The organism is Pseudomonas sp. IPO3749 (genome assembly GCF_013386605.1).
Taxonomy (GTDB): domain Bacteria; phylum Pseudomonadota; class Gammaproteobacteria; order Pseudomonadales; family Pseudomonadaceae; genus Aquipseudomonas; species Aquipseudomonas azotoformans_A.
On record NZ_JACARN010000128.1, the window covers coordinates 1 to 1,419 of the forward strand.

The 1,419-nt window shown below is 52.6% G+C and carries 1 protein-coding gene; it reads right to left on the reverse strand.

Translation table 11 applies throughout. The features are described 5' to 3' along the window. Positions 1-12: 12 nt before the first annotated feature. Positions 13-1,314 (reverse strand): ISL3-like element IS1411 family transposase, encoded by a 1,302-nt coding sequence (locus tag HX812_RS31265; protein WP_011920678.1) that lies wholly within the window; start codon positions 1,312-1,314, stop codon positions 13-15. Positions 1,315-1,419 lie beyond the last annotated feature (105 nt).

The window sequence follows — 1,419 nt, forward strand, 5'->3', positions numbered from 1 at the left end:
GGCTCTTCGCATTTAAGGGTGTAGCTGATTTCTAAACCCTCCTGACTTCAGCAAGCACCTGGCTATGTAATTGGTTAAATTTCTAAAGCCCAAGGCGGTACCTCGTAAGTGCTCAAGTCGCCCGTTGATAGCTTCTGTTGGACCGTTGCTGGTTCCTGGCCGGTCGAAGTAGGCAAGGATGCTCTCAGCGTATTTTTTCAGCGTTTCCCCCAAGCCTTTCACCTCGATGAGCGCTTTGGGCAAGTCGCTGGCTGTAATGATATTTATGACCTCTTCCATGAGTTTTTTACCACGTTTTCGATCCGGCTCGTTGTAGGCGCTGACCACCCGTTGGTACATGCTCCAGGTGCAATCCACTTCGAGGTGGTGCTCATCTGCAAACAGCTGGAACAGTTGCTTTTTGTTGGCGTCAGACAGGTAGCTGATCCGAGTCAGTAGCGTTCGACGGCTTTTGTAGAGCGGGTCATTTTTACGCCCTCTGCGGCCCAGGATGTCGTGTTGCACACGCCGGCGGCATTCATCCAGCATGTTGCTTGCCCAGCGCACGACATGGAAAGGATCCAGCACGGTTTGGGCTTGAGGCAGGGCTTCTTGCGCTGCAGATTTAAACCCCGTAAAACCGTCCATGGCAATGCTTTCGATCTGGTCACGCCACGATTTGGGGCGACTCTGTAGCCATTGCTTAAAGGCTTGTTTGGAGCGGCCTTCCAGCACATCGAGCAAGCGGGCCGGCCCGTTTTTGTTACGCACGGGCGTAAGGTCAACCACGATGGTGACGTACTTGTCACCACAGCGTGTATGTCGCCAAACATGCTCATCCACGCCCAGCACGGTCACACCGTCAAAACGTGTCGAGTCATTAAAAAGCAGGCGCCGTCCTTCGTTGATAATGGCATTATTAGCGGTGTGCCATGCAACATCAAGCTGGCTCGCAACACGAGATACCGACAGATGATCCAGCACGATGGCAGCTAATGCCCAGCGTATCGCCCCATATGAAAGCTTTGAACGTGGAGGTGCTGCACTGTTTGTATCTTCATGCCAGAAACAGCCGCAAGCACAACGCCAGCGACGGATACGCAGCAGCAATCTGGTTGGTCGTTGTCCGTAAGGTGTGTGAGCAAGATGCCTATCGACAGTACCGCGTGAAACACCAGCAGCCCCGCACTTGGGGCATGGCTCGGGTGCTTTGGTTAAACGACATTCGATGACGGCGCGCTCTGCACAAAGATGTTGTCCAGTGGCAGTCAGGCCGAGGTTATTCAGTTGGCAAAAGCTGGAAAGATCAGGGCTAGAAAAGGTAAGATTGTTCACGTCGGGGGCTTAGTTTTTGTTGGTGTGAGAGCTTACATTTTCTAAGATCCTCGACTCCTTTTCCAGCCGGTCAGATTTTTTCTACACCCTTAAATGCGAAGAGCC